The sequence below is a fragment of the Streptomyces sp. V1I1 genome, from assembly GCF_030817355.1.
Lineage (GTDB): Bacteria > Actinomycetota > Actinomycetes > Streptomycetales > Streptomycetaceae > Streptomyces.
In genome coordinates this window covers 7,868,428-7,882,842 of record NZ_JAUSZH010000001.1, presented here as the reverse complement: position 1 = coordinate 7,882,842, position 14,415 = coordinate 7,868,428, and the positions used below count along the sequence as shown (strand labels likewise).

Sequence of the window (14,415 nt, the reverse complement as noted above, 5' to 3'; positions counted from 1 at the left end):
GCTCGGGCGGGACGGAGCGGCCGCTCCCGGCATGGTGCGGGAGCGGCCGACGGCGCGGAGGTCAGCGGCGGCCATGCCCGCCCGGGCCGCCGTCGAGCCCATGGGTGTCGATCTCTCTGTTGTTCTGCTCGATGTCCTCGATGTTGGCGTCACGGGTGTTCTTCATCAGCCGGACCTGGCTGACCGTGGCGTCGGTGATCCCCACCAGCGCGTCACGGATGGACATCATGGTGTCCTTGGTGGTCTGCCGCTCCTTCTGCTCCTGCGGCTTGGCCTTCTCGGCGAACTCGCCCTCCGTACCGGGCCATCTGACCGTCGGAGCCAGCTCGTCGAGGAACTCCTCGGTCATGCTTCTGGCCAGGGTGCCGATCTCTTCCAGCTGTCCCGCCAGAGCCTCGATGCGCTGCGGGTCGACGTAGTACCGCTGTCCCATCGTCAGTCCTCCCCGTCCTCGCCGAGCGCGTCCCGCCAGGCGGGGGCGGCCTGGCCGCCGCGCTCCTTGTCCTCGTCGTCGTCGCGCAGGACCTCGGGGCCGAAGATCCGCTCCCAGTCCAGCTCGAAGCCTTTCAGCTCCGGCACGTTGCTGCTGGGCTCGGCGAAGGGCGCCATCGCCTTCATCACATGCCGGTTCATCTTCACGCGTGCCGCGTTCGCCGCCTCCAGGACGCTGGCGGCCAGCTCCTGGGGGGACATGTCGCGGTACTTGTTCTCCAGGAACTCGATCCCGGTCAGCTCACCCTGCGGGCCCACGCTGGCGCGGACCGCGCGGTCGGAGGAGAGCACCGCGAACGACGCCTGACGCAGCTCGCGCTCGGTGCGCGCGACCGCCTCCTGGGCCGCCTGGAGTTCGGCCATCGCCTTCTCCAGACGCTTCTCCAGCGGTTCCGTCACGCCCGCTCCGCCCTTCTCCGTCGGTCTCTCCGTAGATCCGTCAACTTCCCCGCTGATCTTGCCTGGTGAGCGCTCGGTTGGGGAAGCCGGGGCCGGGTGGGATTCGTCTCTCCCCGGTGGTCACGCCGGACCAGCACCCTGGTCACCGCCCGATGACGGCCGGGGTGCCGCCCTCCTCAGTGCCCCACACGTCCTCGTCCTCCTCCAGATAGTCGGCGGAACTGGTGGACCTGCGGCCCGGCTGCGCCTCCTCCTCGGGGGAGTCGCCGCCACCGGTGGTCGTCACCCGGGCGGCCGGGGTCAGGAAGGTGTCACTGTCCTCCTGACGGTTCCACGGACTGCGCCGACGGCGGTTGCGGCGCTCACTCTCCTCCGCCGCGTCGACCAGGACGGCACGCACCCGCTCGCCGTTGCCCTTGTCGCCGCCCGCGCCCATGCCGCCCATGCCGCCGCCCATCGGCATGCCGGGGCTGCCGGGCATTCCGGGGGCGCCAGGGGTGCCGGCCGCGGCGGCCGCGGTGGCGGCCGGACTGAGTGGGGTGGCCGTGCTGTCCGAGAGGGGTGCGACTCCCGCCGCGCTGAAACCGTCCGAGGACGACAGGGAGTCCGCCCCGGAGAGGCCGCCGCCGGATGCCCCGGTACTCACGCCGCCGCTGAGGCCCAGTTCGGAAAGGGGCACGTCGCGGGAGGTGGTGCCGTCGCCGCCGCCGATCCCGTTGAGGTCCCCGAGGCGGTCGAGGATGCTCGAACTGTCGTTGCCGCCCGAAGAGTTGAGGTCGTGCAGGTCGACCGTCTCGGTGTTGCCCTGCGCGTCGGTGATGGTGGCGATACCGGTGTCCGGGTCGATGACCTGGGTGCTGCCGTCCGGGAAGGTGGTAGTCAACTGGCCGTTGTCCAGGATGGTGCTGGAGCCGTCCGAGTTGGTCACCTTCGCCCCGTGGGTGAGGTCGGTGGTCGTGGTCGTGCCGTCCGCGTCGGTGGTGGTGAGCAACCCGCTGTCCGGATCGAACGTGGATTTGCTGCCGTCCGCGAACGTGGTGGTGAAGTCGCCGCTGTCGTCGAGCTCGGTGCTCCCGCCGGTTGGGGTCTCCAGGCCGGAACGGTCGCTGTTGAGGTCGCCCAGGTCGCCGATCGTCTCGGTGGTGATGTCGGAGTTGATGTCGCCCAGATCACCCAGATCGTTCAGGTCGTTCAGGTCACCGAGCCTGTTCTGGCCGTTGAGATTGCCCAGGTCGCCGAGGTTCTCGGTGGTGGTGGTGCCGTCCGGATCGGTGGTGATCGCCTGGCCGGTCGAGGGGTCGACGGTCTGGGTGGTGCCGTCCGGAAAGGTCGTGGTCAGCTTGCCGTCGTCACCGAGGGACGTCACCGAGCCGTCCGAGTTCGTCACCTTGAGGCCGTCGCCCAGGTCCTGCGTGGTGACGGTGCCGTCCGGCGAGGTGCTGGTGAGCAGCCCGCTGTCTGGGTCGAAGGACGTGCTGCTGCCGTCCAGGAAGTCGGTGGTCAGGTCACCCGCGTTGTTCAGCTGGGTGCTGGCACCGGTCGGGCCGTCGAGCACGCCGTCGCCGTTCAGGCTGCCGTTGAGATCGGTGAGGCTGCCCAGGTCGGTCGTCGTGGTGGTGCCGTCCGGGTTGGTGGTGATCGCCTGGCCGGTCGAGGGGTCGACGGTCTGGGTGGTGCCGTCCGGGAAGGTGGTGGTCAGCTTGCCGTCGTCACCGAGGGACGTCACCGAGCCGTCCGGGTTCGTCACCTGAAGGCCGTTGCCCAGGTCCTGCGTGGTGACGGTGCCGTCCGGGGAGGTCGTGGTGAGCAGCCCGCTGTCCGGATCGAAGGACGTGCTGCTGCCGTCCAGGAAGTCGGTGGTGAGCTTGCCGCCGTCGGCCTGGGTGGTCCCACCGGTCGGGGTCTTGAGCGGGCCGCCGCCCCCGGCGTTCAACCCGCCGAGGTTGCCAAGGGGCGTGGTGATCGGCGTGTCGGTCTGGACCCCCTGGCCGTCACCGAGCTGGCTGTTCACGTCGCCGATGTCGCCCGGGCTCTCGGTGACCGGGTTGTTCTGGTTCAGCAGGTCGTCGAGGCTGCCGAGGTTCTGTGTAGTGACCGCGTTGGGATCGTTGAGGCCGCCGAGGCTCTCCTGCATGGCCTTGGCCTGCTCCTCGGCCTCGCGCTTGGCCTCCTCCTGCTCGCGCTTCTGCTCCTCGCGCAGTTCGTCCTGGTACTTCTTGTCCTCGTCGCGCTGCTGGTTCTGCTCGTTCCGCAGGTCGTCCTGGAGGCGCTTGGCCTCCTCCTGCTCCTTCTCCTGCTCCGCGCGCAGTTCGTCCTGGTACTTCTTGTCCTCCTCGCGCTGCCGGTTCTGCTCATCGCGCAACTCGTCCTGATACTTCTTGTCCTCCTCCCGCTGCCGGTTCTGCTCCTCGCGGAGTTCCTCCTGGTACTTGCGGTTCTCCTCGTTCTGCCTGTTGATCTCCTCCTGCTCCTCCTTGAGCTTCTTCTCCTCGTACTCCTCAGAGGCCGTGCTGGTGGACTTCGGCTTGGGTACGTTCTCCGAGAAGTCCTTGCCGAGGTCGATGAAGTGGTTGTTCAGGTCCGACTGCACCTGGGCGGCGGGCTTGCCCAGGTACTCGTCGACGCCCTGGCTCCAGATCTTGACGGCCTTGTCGCCGACCTTCGCCCAGTTGGCGATGTCGGTCAGGTCGCCGTACTCCGGATGCACCTGCGAGAAGCCGCCCTGCGGACTGTGCCTGACGGTCGTGGTGTAGCGGGTGGTGGTCGACGTGATGTCCGTCTTGGCGACGTTGTTCGAGTCCACCCACTGGGCGAGGTCGTCCAGAACGTAGCGCAGCACCTGGTGCGGGTCGTAGTACGAGGACTTCGCCCAGGTCAGCCACGCGTCGAGCAGCTTCGTGGCGGAGTCCTCCAGGTACTTGCGGCCCAGCGAGAGGGCGCGTGAGTACACCGTGTTGCCGGTGCCCGTCTCGTCGCCGGTGCCGACCGAGGAGTCGAAGGTCTCGACGTAGTTGTCGTAGTTCTCGCGGATCTTCTTGATCAGGCTGCGGAAGACCTCCGCCGCTTCGCCCTTCCAGCTCGCGTCGTCCCGGCCGAAACGGTCCTCCCAGTCCTTCAGCACCGTCGCGTGGTCCCTGAAGAACTTGGCGGCGAAGTCGAAGGAGTCCCCGGTGGTGTTGAAGGAGTTCAGGTCCACCGAGTCGCCCCCAGCCACGCCCAGGTTGCTGAACCGGGCGTCCTGGCTGCTGCCTCGCAGCAGGGCGAGGAGCGCCGCCCGCGGCCCGTTCATGTACCGGGCGAGCGGGATGGTGCTCATCTTGTCCTTGTTGTAGTCCGTGAACTCGTTGCCCTCACGGACCTGGGCGTCGTGGACGTTGTCGGAACCCGGGCCGGCGAAGATGATCTCCTCGCCGGCCTTCACGCGGCCCTCGAAGACGATCCGGGCCTGCATGATCGACCGCTTCTTGCCGCTGTCGAAGAACCAGATGTCGTAGTCCTCGCCCTTGTTCGTCAGGAAGCCGGAGTCCTTGACGAGCAGGCTGAGGCTGCGCTCCTTGATGTCCATCCGGAAGAGCTTGCCGCCGTGATCGGATCGGAGCGTGTCGAAGACGGTGTTCCTGTCCGGCACCGGATAGCCGGTGATGTGGGTGACCAGGGTGGCCCAGGTGTCGCTCGACGGGTCGCCGGCGTTGTCGAACTTGTCGAGATTGGCGACGGAGTTGGGATCGTACCGATCGGCCACCGGGCGCCCTTTCTGGTCGGTTGTCGTCCGTGCCCGCGCACCGCGTCTTCGTACGGATGGGCAGGCGTGTGTCTCTCACAGGGGCGCGCCGAGCGGCCGTGGCCTCTGCCGGCGCGCGAGGCTCTGACTCAGTCGTCTTCCGGTTCGCCGGTGGTGCCGGCGGTGAGCGTGTCGACCTCTTCGAAGGTCTGCAGCAGCGTCTGCGCGTCGATCGCCCCGAGGTTCTTGTCCTTGGTCTTGTTCGCCTCCTCGATGGTGTCCGTGAGCGCCTCCTTCAGTTCCTTGAAGAGCTCCATCTGGTCACCGAGCAGCTTGTCGATGGACTCGGCCGCGGCGCGCACGCCCTCGATCAGCTTCGGTCCCGAGACCAGGGGCTCGGTGACCATCTTGCCGATGCGCAGGAGCTGTTTGTCCTGGTCGAGGTTCTCCGCGGTGGTGTGCCCGTCGACGAGCTGGCCGAGTGGGCGGATGGTGGACCCGTCGCCGTCCTCGCGGTGCTTCTTCGCGGCGGTGTAGACCGGCTGTACCTCGTTGTCCCGGAAGTTCTCCATCTGCTTGAGGTCGAAATGCTTGACGTCGGCCTTCTCACCGGCCATGGGACGATCTCCTGCTGCTTGGTTGCCGGACGGGGATACGGGATGACCCGGTGGGCATGTGGCGTACGGACGAGGGACGGATCGGCGGGCCTGCGTGCGGGGTCGGCCCACCGGGTCTCTGTCGGGAAACTCTCGCCTGCTCGGCGGCGTCCGGCACGTTCTTCCCGGAGTCCTGGAGCAGGGGCGCGGCCTGTTGCCTCAACTTGCCGCAACCGTCCGCATGGGGCTGCCATGCGGACGGTTCGGCGCCTTCGACCTCACGCACGCGACGCCGGGTCCCGCCCCTCGGGACGGACGAGGGGAAAGCCCCGGCCGGGCCCGGGGGCCCAGGCCCTAACGGGCCCGCACATTGCCCCAGTTGTCGGCGCTCTTGCGCTCGTCACGGGAGTGGTTGTCGTGGATGGTCCGGATCAGCTCGCCGTTGTCGCCGAGCAGTCGCGCCATGTTCTTGGTGGCGTTGTCCCACTCCGCCTGGACCTCACGGTACTTCTCCTGGTCCGCGCCCTCCCAGGAGGTGACGAGCGGCTTCAGCTCGTCCTCCAGGTTGTTGAGGGTCGTGATGATCCCCTGGGTCTGTTCCATCAACTCCTCGATGGCCTGCTGAACCTTGGGGTATTGCACGTCGATGATGCCGTCGGCCATGACGTCTCCTCTCGAAGGCCGGGCGCCGGGCCCGGGAAGCTCACGAAGTCCGGCCCTGTCGAAGAGGGCCGGTACCGCGGGTGGTTCAGCGCAGTGCTTCGAAGACGCCCTGGCTGGTCTTGCTGTTGAGGACCTCGGTCAGGTCCTGGTTCTCCTTCGCCAGGCGGTTGGCGGAGGTCACGTTCTCCTGGAGCGCGTCGATCATCGTGCTGATCTGGACGACGACCTTCTGTGCCTCGGTGTTCCAGCTACGGAAGAGCTTCAGCAGGGCCTGGCCCTCGTCGCCACCGACGCCCGAACGCGCGGCGATCTGGGCAACGTTGTCCTGGATCTTCTCGACCTGGTTCCGGGCCGACTCCAGAGAGGAGACGCCCCCCAAGCCCTTGGCATAATCCGCTTTCCTCGCGGCACTGTCCGCCATGTCACGCTCCCTTCGTTCAGGCGCGTCTCGTCGCACCGTTGCCCGCTGAGGCTAAAGAGAAAACAGGGTTCCGCGCAACGCGTGCAGGGAAGATGTGAGCAACGGCCGGTTCTGAAGAATTCGCCTGTATGGCAACGGAGTTGTGCGAACATTGCAGCAGGATGAACAGGTACGCCCGACCGACGGGCACACAGGACGTGACCGTCCGCAGGTCGACCCCCGAACGGGCGAGAAACGGGCACACGAAGAGACCGAACGGTCATCGGGAAGGACCGCACCCGGCAATGCGCGCGTACCCGCGGAGTTCCCCGGGTACCGCCGGGCCGAATTACTTGAGCTTCTCCTGAGGTTTCGCCTTCGTATGCGGCACCGCGACAACTCGACAACTCCTCCGACTCGGCGACTTCGCGCCATGTGCGCCGAGTTTGGCCTGACGTTTCCCTCCGCGCGTCCTTTTCTTTTCTTTCCCTCGGCGCCGCATGTGTTCCTTGCCGGAATCGGTGCGTGGTGTCAGCTCTGTGAAGCGGCGCCCGCTGCGTCCATCTTGCCTGCCTCGTCCGCCTCATCCACCTCGTCCGCCTTGTTCGCCTTGTCCGCTTCTTCGGTCTTCCCGGGCTGCTCCGACCGATCGGCGGCGCCGCACTCGGGAGCCGTCACCTTGGGTTCGGCGGCGCCGGCCGCGGCGGTCGCGTCGAGGTCCGCGCCGGTGGGGAAGGCCGCCAGCAGCGGTGCCGGGACCGAGCCGATGTCCGCGGCCTCGTACCCGAGTGCTGCCAGCGATTCCTTGGCGGAGACGCGGTACTTCACGCCGTTCTCCGCCACCAGATAGGTGGTTCCGGCGTGCGCGGCACCGCTCGCGTGCAGGGCCCGGACCAGAGCGCCGTGCCCCGGCCGTACCACCGTGGCGTCCGTCGGGACACAGGCCGGCTTCAGCGGCTGGGCCGTGCCCTCCGACACCGCGACCGGGGCGAGCTGGGTCAGCGGGACCAGCACCGACCTGATCCGCACGCCGCCGTTGTCGCCGTCCACCTGCGCGCAGAGCGCGGTGCCGCGCTCCGCGGACTGCGGGAGCGGCGGCGCGTCCGGCAGCTCCGCGGATCCGGCGGAGCCCGCATCCTTCGCCCGGTGCTCGCGCAGCGCGTCCGCGCCGACCGTGCGCACCTCGGGCGACTGCCCCTGGTAGGCGTCCTTCTGGGTGGCCGGGTCGCCCAGCACCAGGGCGGCGCCGAGCCGGGTCAGCGGCACCAGGCCGTCCTTGCGCAGCAGGTGGTAGGTACTGCCGCCGCCGGGCACGCTGACCTTGAACAGCTGGCCGATCCGGCTGGCCTCACCACCGAGTTCGGGGCCCTCCTCGCCGCGCCCCGCCACCGCGGGCGGCTTCAGGGCGGGGCCGGGTGCCAGCGCGTCGAGGAAGGCCGCCGAGACCCGCATCGGCTGCTGGGAGCCGTAACCGAGGGCGTTGCGGGCGTCGGAGGCACGGTCCAGCGGCAGCCTACTGCCCCGCCACACCAGGTACTCGGTGTCGTCCGGGCCGCGTACCAGCACACCGCGGTCGCGGCCGATGCCGCGGGAGTCCAGGGGCATCCCGGCCGCCACGGTGGTGGCGCCCGGCTTGTCCACCCCGCTGGTCGTCACGACGCCGGAGGTGTTGGGCAGCGCCCCGTCAGGACCGGTGACGCACATGTGCCAGGCGCCGTCGTCGAGTTGGCCGGCCCCGGGCACGACGTCCGGGGCGCCGGGGATACCGACCGGGGCGCCCACCGGGACGCCCTGCAGCGAGGGCGTACGGACGTCCGCGGTCGCCAGGTCGGAGCCGCCGATCAGCTTCGCCGAGGCGTAGTTGCGCACGGGGTGCAGTACGCCGTCGGTGCCGGTCCACAGATATCGGGCGCCGGTGTCACGGTTGACCACCAGGTGCTTGCCGTCGCGCCAGCCGTCGTTCCCGCCGGGGCGCAGCAGGCCGTAGACGGTGGCGCCCGCGCCGATCAGGACGGTGACCAGTACGCCGAAGACCACGCCCCGGGTGGTGCGCCCGAGCGGGCTCTCCGGGGCGTCCGGGTCGGCCATCAGCAGGCTCGAGCTGAGCCTGCCCATCATGAACGTGTGGGCGTGTACCTGGTCTCGTTTGGACTGCACGGCCTCTCCTCAACTCCTTCTCCATGCCGCGGCGTAGGGGTGTGCTCAGCCGAACAGGCCGCGCAGCCAGCCGAAGAGCCCCGCCGCCCAGAGGGCGAGCGGCAGCAGCGCCACCGCGAAGCCGGTGTGCGCCAGTTCCGCCGCGCGGCCCCAGTACGGCAGCACCCGGCGGCCGGGCACCGTCCAGGCGGCGATCACGAGTGCGGCCGCGGCGGCGAGCAGCACCGCGAAGACCAGTACGCGTCCGTCGCCGTGGTCGTCCACCGCCCAGGAGCGGGCGAGCAGCAGCAGCCCCCAGACGCCGGGTACGGCCAGGGTCAGCCGCTGCCCGATGTGCACCAGGCCGCGGCAGTGCAGGAGCAGCAGCAGGCTCAGCCCGACGGAGGTCAGCACCTCGGGCAGGTTCGGGTGGTCGGTGAGGACGACCAGGGCGGCCGCGGCGATGATGCCGGTGGCGGCGAAGAGCGCGGTGACCCAGCGCCCGGCCAGTTCGGTGCGCTCGGCGACCTCGTCGCCCGCGTAGGGCTCGATGCCCTCCTGGAGCTGGCTTGCGGAGGACGGCAGCGCGGGCAGGCGCATCCCGGCCAGTTTGAAGGCGAACGGTGCCACCGCTCCGGCGGCGAGGGCGACCACGGTCGCCACCAGCGCCACCGAGGCCGGTACGTCCAGGCCGGTGTAGCCCATCAGGGCCCCGGCGATCGCGGTCGCCACCGAGACCAGCGCGGTGGCGAAGAGGGCCGGGGCGCCGACCGCGGTGGCGGCGAGCGCCAGGACCGCGCCGCCCGCTCCGGCCGCGCCTGCCGCGAGGAGCCGTGCGCCCGCGACCTGTGCCGCGTCGGGGCCGGTCAGGTCTCCGCCCGGCAGCAGCCAGCCGGCCAGCGCCAGGCAGGGCGCGACGAGCAGGGCGAGCGCGGTCGCGGAGAGGCGGTCGCCGACCGCGCGGCTGGCCGAGCCCGCGCCCGCGAGCAGCAGCAGCCCGGTCACGGCCGCGAAGGCGACCTGAGTGGATTCGGAGCCGGTCGCCCCGGGCCAGAGCACCAGCGCGAGGGCGGCCGCCACGGTCGCCACCGCGGTGCCCACCAGGAGTCCGCGGGCCGCTTCGGGGTGCCAGGTGTGCAGCTTCCGGCCCGCGGTGTCGGCTATCCCGTCCACCAGGTCGTCAAGCCGGGCCTCGGGCAGCGCCTCGGTGTGCGGGCGCAGGTAGAGCACGGCGCCGTCGGCGAACCCGGCGTGGGCGAGGGTGGTCTCCTCGTCGAGCGGGGCGCCGCCGAGTTGCTGGAGCACCCAGCCGGCATGGTCGAGACCGGCCTCCTCGACTTCCTCGCCCACATAACGGAGCAGCGTCGGCAGGAGATCGGCGACCGGCACGTCGGCGGGCACGGCCAGATCGACGGAGACGCTCGGCGCACGTACGGTCAGGCGGCACAGCTCGGCCACCGCACTGTCGGTCATCAGCTGAACTCTCGTCTTCCGTGGGGGCTTTGACAGGAGGACTTCCCCCGGAGAGGGGACCTGCGAAGAGTACGGAAGGCCGGCGCGGCCAGGAACGGGGGTACCGGGCTGGGGAATTGTGTCCGCGCGGCCCGCGACCGCCTCTCCCACGTGGACAGGTCGCGTTCCGTGAATGCAGACTACTGCCTACGCCCGCCGGATCGTGCTGCGGACCGGACTCATTGTCCGGTATGGAGTTGTCCTTCACGGGAGTTGACCGTCCCCGCTGTCCGCTCGAAACATTCACCCCGGCGTTCACCGCGTCATGCGGCACCCGGAGAATCAGCTCGGTGCGGTCTTTCCCGCTACCGGGCGTGCCGGTATTCGGTGCGGGCCACAAAGGCAGTGAAACCGGAGGTTCTGTTCCTTGAGTGTGGTGCTGTTTCGCCGGCCGGCCCGCAGACGCGGACCGGAGATGCCCGAGGGTCAATTGACCCTTCAGGAGCCACCGGTCCTCGCCGAGACCGTGCCCGACACCTCGGCGATATGGACCTATTTGCCGATGGCGCTGATGTCGGTGTCCATGATGCTGATGTTCCTGCGCCCCGGCGGCGGGAACGGCGTCTTCATGTATCTGGCGATGGGCGTCATGGCGCTCTCCGCCGGTGCCATGCTGCTGGGGCAGCTGATGCGCCGCTCCAGCGAGCGCAAGCAGCGCCTGAAGGGCGAACGCCGCGACTACCTCCGCTATCTGGCGCAGACCCGCAAGCGGGTCCGTGCCACGATCGTAGAGCAGCAGCGTGCGCTCGCCTGGCGCCACCCGGACCCCGCCTCGCTGCGCTCGCTGGCCCGCACCTCGCGGCTGTGGGAGCGCCGTCCGACCGACGAGGACTTCGGCGAGGCCCGACTCGCGGTCGGCGAGCAGCAGCTCGCGCTCACCCTGCAACCGGTCTCCACCCGACCGGTGGAGGACCTCGAACCGCTCTGCGCCCACGCCCTGCGCCGCTTCATCCGCGCCTACTCCACCGTCCCCGAACAGCCCCTCGGCCTCTATCTGCGCTCCTCGGCCCGGATCCTGCTGCGCCCCGAGGAGACTCCGGGCCGGGCGACCGCCGAGCCGGTCGTCCCGCCGGCCGGGGAGCCCGGCGGGGCCCGGGCCGAGGGCGGCGCCCCGGTGGAGGACCCGACCGACGCCGTACGCGCTCTCGTGCGCGCCGCGCTCGGCCAGCTCGCGGTGTTCCACGCGCCCGAGGAGCTGTGGATCGCGGTCTGTGTCAGTGACGAGCGGCGGCCCGACTGGGAGTGGGTCAAGTGGCTGCCGCACGCGCTGCACCCGCACGAGGAGGACGGCGCGGGTCAGGTCCGCCGGATCACCGCCGACCTCACCGAGCTGGACGACCTGCTCGGCGCCGAGTTCGCCGAGCGTCCCGGCTTCGACGCGGATGCCCGCCCCGGTCGTGACGAGCCCTACACCGTCGTCGTCCTGGACGGCGTCACCGTCCCCGAGGGCCATCGCTGGGAGGGGCACGGCTACCGCAACGCCGTGGTCCTCGACGTCTCCGGGGCGCTGCGCTGGCGGCCCGGCCGCAACACGCTGCGGCTGACCGTCGGTCCCGACCGGGTGAGCCTGGTGCGCACCGACCGCAGCCGCAAGGAGCGTTCCGTGCCGCTCGGCCGCCCGGACCGGCTCGGCCCGCTCGCCGCGGAGTCGCTGGCCCGGCTGCTCACCTCCCGCCGGATCAGTCTGGGCACCGACATCGCGCAGCCGCTGGACAGCGACGTCGAACTGACCACCCTGCTCGGCATCCCCGACCTGCACCGGCACGACCCGGCCACGCTCTTCGCCCGGCACACCGGCGCCGCGCGGCTGCGGGTTCCGGTCGCGGTCGGTGTGGACGGCCGCCCGGTGGAACTCGACATCAAGGAGTCCGCGCAGGGCGGCATGGGCCCCCACGGCATGCTCATCGGCGCCACCGGTTCCGGCAAGAGCGAGCTCCTGCGCACCCTCGTCCTCGGCCTCGCGCTGACCAACTCCTCCGAGACCCTCAACTTCGTCCTGGTCGACTTCAAGGGCGGCGCCACCTTCCTGGGTCTGGAGGAACTCCCGCACACCTCCGCCGTCATCACCAACCTGGCCGACGAAGTGGCGCTGGTGGAGCGCATGCAGGATGCCCTGCACGGCGAACTCATGCGTCGCCAGGAGCTGTTGCGCTCGGCCGGCAACTACACCTCCGCCCTGGAGTACGAGCGGGCCCGCGCCGCGGGGGCCGACCTCATTCCGCTGCCGAGCCTGTTCGTGGTGGTCGACGAGTTCAGCGAGCTCCTCTCCACGCACCGGGAGTTCATGGACCTGTTCGTGATGATCGGCCGCCTCGGCCGCTCCCTCGGGGTGCACCTGCTGCTCGCCTCGCAGCGCCTGGACGAGGGCCGCATGCACCACTTGGAGAGCCACCTGTCGTACCGGGTCGGCCTGCGCACCTTCTCCGCCATGGAGAGCCGCGGCGTGCTCGGTGTGCCGGACGCCTATGAGCTCCCGGCCCAGCCCGGCAGCGGCTATCTGAAGTCCGGTGTGGAGTCACTGACCCGCTTCCGGGCGGCCTACTCCTCCGGCACCTACCGGCGTCGCACCGGCGCGGTGGTGCAGGCACGGGTGGCCAGCCAGGTGGTGCCGTGGACCAGCGGCTGGGTGGTGCCGCGCACGCTGGAGGCGGCGCCCGAACCGGAGCCGGAGACCGAGGAGAGCGAGGAGGACGAGGAGACGCTGCTCGCCGTGGCCCTCGACCGGCTGCGCGACTCGGGCCCCGCCGCCCACCAGGTGTGGCTGCCTCCGCTGGACGAGCCGTCCCCGCTGGACGCCCTGCTGCCCGGCATCGCTCCGGACCCCGAGCGCGGCCTCACCGCTACCGGCTGGTCCGGCACCGGCAAGTTGCGGGTTCCGGTCGGCCTGGTGGACAAGCCCTTCGAGCAGCGCCGCGACCCGCTGATCGTGGACCTGTCCGGGGCAGGCGGCCACGTCGCCATCGCGGGCGGTTCGCAGAGCGGCAAGTCCACGCTCACCCGCACCCTGATCGGCGCCCTCGCCCTCACCCACACCCCCGCCGAGATCCAGTTCTACTGCCTGGACTTCGGCGGCGGCGGCCTCTCGCAGCTCGCCGCGCTGCCGCACGTGGGCGGCGTCGCGGCGCGGCTCAACCCGGAGCGGGTGCACCGGGCGGTCGCCGAGGTGATGACGCTGCTCGCCCGGCGCGAGCAGTTCTTCGTGGACCACACCATCGACTCCATGCAGTCCTACCGCCGCCGCAGGGCAGCCGGGGAGTTCCCCGACGAGCCGTTCGGTGATGTGTTCATGGTGGTCGACGGCTGGTCGACGGTCCGCCAGGACTACGACGACCTGATCCCGAAGTTCAACGAACTGGCCGCCCGCGGCCTCAACTACGGCATCCACCTGCTCATCACCACGACCCGCTGGGTGGAGCTGTCCGCGCAGGTGCGCGACCAGTCCGCCACCCGCCTGGAACTGCGGATGGGTGACCCGATGGACTCCGAGATCGACACCCGCAAGGCCCGCTCGGTGCCGCGCAGCGGCGGTCGCGGCATCACCGCCGACAGCAAGATGCACTTCCTCGCCGGCCTGCCCCGGCTGGACGGCAGCGGTTCCCTCGAGGACCTCGGCGAGGGCGTCGCCCACCTGGTCACCGAGGTCGCCCGGCACTGGTCCGGCGCACCGGCCCCGCAGGTGCGGATGCTGCCGCACCGGCTCCCGCTCGCCGAACTCCCCGCGCCCGAGTCCACCGAGGGCGGCGGCATGCGCCTGCCTCTCGGTATCGACCAGGACGCCCTGGAACCGGTCTGGCACGACTTCAGCCGCACCCCGCACCTGATCGTGGTCGGCGACACCGAGAGCGGCAAGACCAACCTGCTGCGCGGCATCACCGCGGGCATCACCGCCCGCTACTCCCCCGCCGAGGCGAAGATCATCGTGGTGGACTACCGCCGCACCCTGGTGGACACCGTCCCCGAGGAGTACCGCATCGGGCACGTGATCTCCCTGGACAACCTCAAGGAGACCATCGAGGGCGCGGCCAGGGCGATGAAGACCCGCGTCCCCGGCGCCGACATCGCCCCCAGCCGCATGCGCAAGTGCGACTGGTGGACCGGCCCGCGTCTGTTCATCCTGATCGACGACTACGACATGGTCTCCGGCAGCTCGTTCCAGAGCCCCATGGAGCCGCTCTTCGAGTACCTGACGCTCGGCTTCGAGATGGGCCTGCACCTGGTGGTCGCCCGCAGTGCCATGGGCGCCGGCCGCGGCCTCAGCGACGGACTCATCCGCCGCCTCGACGAGGCCAACAACCCCGCCGTCCTCCTCTCCTGCCCGCCCACGGAGGGCCGTCTCTTCGGCAACGCGAAGCCCCGGAACCTCCCTCCGGGCCGAGCGCTGCACATCGCCCGTCGCCGGGCGAAGCTGATGCAGACGGCACTGGTGGAGGAGCCCCAGGGCCAGGCGGACTGAGGGACCACGAGCGCGAAGGGTACGTACGGAACCGGTAGCGGGG

9 protein-coding genes are annotated in these 14,415 nt (G+C 70.3%); 1 reads left to right on the top strand and 8 read right to left on the bottom strand.

Annotated features, from left to right (window positions below):
* Nucleotides 1-61: 61 nt before the first annotated feature.
* From QFZ67_RS36815 to eccD, 8 genes are all read right to left on the bottom strand, one after another.
* Complete coding sequence (locus QFZ67_RS36815) at nt 62-433, bottom strand: hypothetical protein (RefSeq protein WP_108153179.1); 372 nt, start codon at nt 431-433, stop codon at nt 62-64.
* A 2-nt stretch (nt 434-435) separates the two neighbouring features.
* The gene (locus QFZ67_RS36810) at nt 436-891 is read right to left on the bottom strand and encodes a YbaB/EbfC family nucleoid-associated protein (protein WP_108153178.1); all 456 of its coding nucleotides are present in this window, start codon (nt 889-891) and stop codon (nt 436-438) included.
* Between the two features lie 142 nt (nt 892-1,033).
* Nucleotides 1,034-4,633: an AAWKG family protein gene (locus QFZ67_RS36805; protein WP_307665375.1), complete on the bottom strand. Its 3,600-nt coding sequence runs from the start codon at nt 4,631-4,633 to the stop codon at nt 1,034-1,036.
* A gap of 128 nt (nt 4,634-4,761) precedes the next feature.
* Nucleotides 4,762-5,229, bottom strand: a complete 468-nt coding sequence (locus QFZ67_RS36800; protein WP_215089262.1) for a type VII secretion system-associated protein — start codon at nt 5,227-5,229, stop codon at nt 4,762-4,764.
* A gap of 333 nt (nt 5,230-5,562) precedes the next feature.
* Nucleotides 5,563-5,871, bottom strand: a complete 309-nt coding sequence (locus QFZ67_RS36795) for a WXG100 family type VII secretion target (RefSeq protein WP_108153175.1) — start codon at nt 5,869-5,871, stop codon at nt 5,563-5,565.
* Between the two features lie 85 nt (nt 5,872-5,956).
* Nucleotides 5,957-6,292 (bottom strand): hypothetical protein, encoded by a 336-nt coding sequence (locus tag QFZ67_RS36790; protein WP_215089266.1) that lies wholly within the window; start codon nt 6,290-6,292, stop codon nt 5,957-5,959.
* A gap of 510 nt (nt 6,293-6,802) precedes the next feature.
* Nucleotides 6,803-8,428 carry a type VII secretion protein EccB gene (gene eccB, locus QFZ67_RS36785; protein WP_307665374.1) on the bottom strand — a complete coding sequence of 542 codons (1,626 nt, stop codon included), beginning with the start codon at nt 8,426-8,428 and terminating at the stop codon, nt 6,803-6,805.
* Between the two features lie 45 nt (nt 8,429-8,473).
* Nucleotides 8,474-9,880, bottom strand: a complete 1,407-nt coding sequence (gene eccD, locus QFZ67_RS36780; RefSeq protein ID WP_307665373.1) for a type VII secretion integral membrane protein EccD — start codon at nt 9,878-9,880, stop codon at nt 8,474-8,476.
* A gap of 454 nt (nt 9,881-10,334) precedes the next feature.
* Here eccD and eccCa point away from each other — a divergent pair, with 454 nt between their 5' ends.
* The gene (gene eccCa / locus QFZ67_RS36775; RefSeq protein ID WP_307665372.1) at nt 10,335-14,372 is read left to right on the top strand and encodes a type VII secretion protein EccCa; all 4,038 of its coding nucleotides are present in this window, start codon (nt 10,335-10,337) and stop codon (nt 14,370-14,372) included.
* Nucleotides 14,373-14,415: the final 43 nt, after the last annotated feature.